Below are 3,285 nucleotides of genomic sequence, written 5' to 3' on the forward strand. Positions count from 1 at the left end.
ACCTGATGGTGTGACCTTCACAGATACATTCTGTATCAGTCTTCCAAGGCCGTCAAAATACTTTACATTTTCCGCCTTTTTGGAGCAATCCCCGGATAAACAATTTTTTTCGTATATATAATTTTCTGTTGAGCTCAGCCCTGCTTGCGCAAAAAGGAACCCGGACAGCAAAATATTCAGGATTAATAATAGTCTTTTCATTGTTCTAGTTTTTGTAATTGTACTTATACTCCTTCAGGGTAACACCATTCATATCCACTATTTTTTGCAGCCTGTTATCGGCATCATACTGATAAATCTCTCTGATACCGTTTGGAGGAGTCACCGTTGTGGTACCGATAAGGGGATCATAGGTATAGGTGGTGATCTGGAAATTCTGTAAAGAGGAGGTTTTCCTGAAATTGTCCAAAGCCACCAGCAGTAAAGCTTCTTTAGCAGGGTCTGCGGCATCTTCATTGGAGGCATTAACAATCGAAGCAGCCAAAGAGGATACCTGAGCATAGGTTGCTCCTGCTATTCTGGCAATAGGTTTGGTTTTATTATATCCCCAGATAATTGCTGTGGGCACCCCTGTGGAGGAAGTAATCTGGACCGCATTTCCCTTATCATCATACTGATTGATCGTTACCGTGTTAGGAGCCTGGTTGCTGATACCACTTCTCACTAAAGACGTTGGCCTCGTGGAGCTTGCGTTGTCAAATTTCGTCTCGGTCCGTGAGGTCAGTTCACCATCCGTTTTTTCTTCTATAATGACAGGGGTACTTTTTATATTCGCATTGGCAAGGTTAGAGTATCCGGATTCCGGATAGGTGTAAAATACTTCTTTGGTAGTATCATCAAAAACTTTCCGGATAGAGCCCACTTCAAAATTGAATACATTGAAATTGGTCTCTGACTGCTCCTGCACCCTTTGATTGTTATCAAAATACGTGGTGGAGGTGGTTACTATTTTTTTTAGCCAGCCAAACCTGGTATAGGTATTTGACCAAAGCTCATAATCTTCCGCCCCCGGCACATCCTCGAAAGTATAGCCGGATTGTTCTGAGACCAGGAGCTTACCCTGTGCATCATAAACTTCCTTTTTATCCAACAGACCGCTGCTGATAAGATTGTATTGAGGCCAGAACTGCGCATTGCTTCCATTTACGGTATATGGCTGTTTGGGAAAATCGTCAGGGATCTTATAGTAATATTTTACATAGCCATTATTATCGTCAGCATTGGTAATTTTTACATTTTTATAAATAATATAGCTTGAAGCATTAACATCTTCTGTATCAGGGGCAACACTATATCCTACCGAAGTATTGCTGTCGGTAAAGCTGGTATATTCATACTTCGTTGTTTTTACAGGAGTAGCATCCGTCCTGTTGTTATAATATTTAATGCTGGCTATTCTTACACCTATACCCCTCATGCTATTTTTAAATGGTTGCGGGATATGGGCGATTTCAAACAAAGAAACGCCTCCTTTTCCTCCCGAGCCTGTTATCTGCATAGTATAAGTTCCCGGAGGTAAGCTATATTCCGATACGTAATAATTGGCATTGAAGTTTGGGGACTGGCAAGGGTTACCTGTGATAATTGCTCCTCCTGATTTTATAACATACCCTACAGAATAGGGCTGGCTTGGATCCCACATGGGATTATCCGTATATAATTCTTCAGCCACAAACTGTACAAATACTCTTTTATAGACACCGGGAGTGCCGGTAATCGTAAAGGTATAGCTGGTATTATTATTGGTCAGGTGGGTATCATAATTTTCAGCCCAAAACTGGTTCATATACTGTACTTCAGGATCTGTAAACACAATTCCGGAAAGGACGGTATCAAGATAGCTCTGAGCTGTCCTGTCAATATAGATTTGGTTTTGTTCAAAATTGTACTCCACTACACCGCCTGAAGGATTGATTACTCTTTTCAGGATTCCGCTCATCCCTATCTGTGGGGTTCCCGTATATAGTCCGGGACACAAAAGATTAGGATCTGTTCCCAAAGACGGAAGGCCTGTTCCTGCTGCATCGCCATACTCAAATTCCGTGGTTTCGGAAACCGTATTGTTTCGGTTAAGTTTTTTGAGCTTTAACAAGCTTCTGGGATAAAAGGAAGAATATTCAAAATTATATCCCGAAATTAAATGGCCGTAATGATCTTTTAATAGCACGCTCTGGACCTGGTAAGGGTCTGTCATTGAATTTTCTAATGCAGGGTCATATAAGTAATTCAGTTCTATCTTCCCGAACCCCGGGCTGGAAATGGTTTTTAGCTTGCAGGTTTCATAGGCTACAATACTTGTATTATATTTATATCTGGTATCCTTCTGATAGGTGAAAGCAGCAAGCTCTACTCCGTTAGGGTCCAGTATCTGGGTTAAAAAAAATGCAGATTTATATACCTTTCCTCCGGACAAATAGATGTTACGCTCCTGATTGCTCCGGCTATAATCATTAAAAATATACTTTATTCCTCTGGTATCGGTAATGGTAAAAGAACTGATGATAAGAGTCGCGGTATTTGCATCCCGGGTATATTCCAGTTTAATTTTGTTGGAGGTAAGGTTTACCAGTTTAAACGTATTGTTATCTATATCCCTTACAAACCTGAAGCGTCCGGAAATGCCAGGCAGGTTATAGTAATAGATGTCATCAAAAGTATTCTTATAATAATTGCTGCCTGAAGCATTGTCATACAGCTCATCAATATCATTGGTAATACTTCTTGAAATCACGCCTCCCGCGAATAAGGTCCAGCCTCTTCCTACCTGACTGATCGGTTCGGATTCCGAAACATTCATCGGGTTATAAGAAAGGGCAATATTCAAATTAAGGTCACCATTATAGGATGGTAATCCTAATAACGGGAAAGAAATATCCGGAATACCGGTTGCCGTAGCAATCGGTGTATTGGTATAGGTTGCCAGTGAGGAAACGGAAGGTACCGGTTTAGGCAAGTCCCCAAAATTTACGCTATTTTGAGCCTGTATTGTTGAGAAAAACAATCCTGATATCCCCAGGCTCAATATTTTAATTAGTCTTTTCATCTCAGTTTATTTCTTAATCAGTTTCGCGTTAGCAGTTTTATTGTTATCCGTTTTTATGGTCACCAGGTATGCTCCCTGACTCAGGGGCTGGGTATTGATCTTTGTAATCTTATTTCTGGTTTTCAGGCTTTCCAGCTGTCTTCCTGACATATCGTACAAGAGGATCTCTGCCTCCTTGAAATCATAGCCGATCTCCACATAAGTATAATCCGATACAGGATTCGGATACACCCTGATCCCCT

General features: G+C 40.9%; 3 protein-coding genes. All 3 read right to left on the reverse strand.

What is annotated here, in order from left to right; genetic code table 11:
• Positions 1 to 201 (reverse strand): DUF6443 domain-containing protein (locus tag ABMQ40_RS16445; protein ID WP_370901562.1); only part of this gene is annotated, 201 nt, incomplete at its 3' end.
• A 4-nt stretch (positions 202 to 205) separates the two neighbouring features.
• Entirely contained in the window at positions 206 to 3,043 is a 2,838-nt protein-coding gene (locus tag ABMQ40_RS16450) for an RHS repeat domain-containing protein (RefSeq protein WP_370901564.1), read from the reverse strand.
• Positions 3,044 to 3,049: 6 nt separating this feature from the next.
• The coding region (locus ABMQ40_RS16455; RefSeq protein ID WP_370901566.1) for a T9SS type A sorting domain-containing protein at positions 3,050 to 3,285 on the reverse strand (236 nt) is incomplete at its 5' end.

The sequence above is a fragment of the Chryseobacterium gossypii genome, assembly GCF_041361455.1.
GTDB classification, from domain to species: Bacteria; Bacteroidota; Bacteroidia; order Flavobacteriales; family Weeksellaceae; genus Chryseobacterium; species Chryseobacterium gossypii.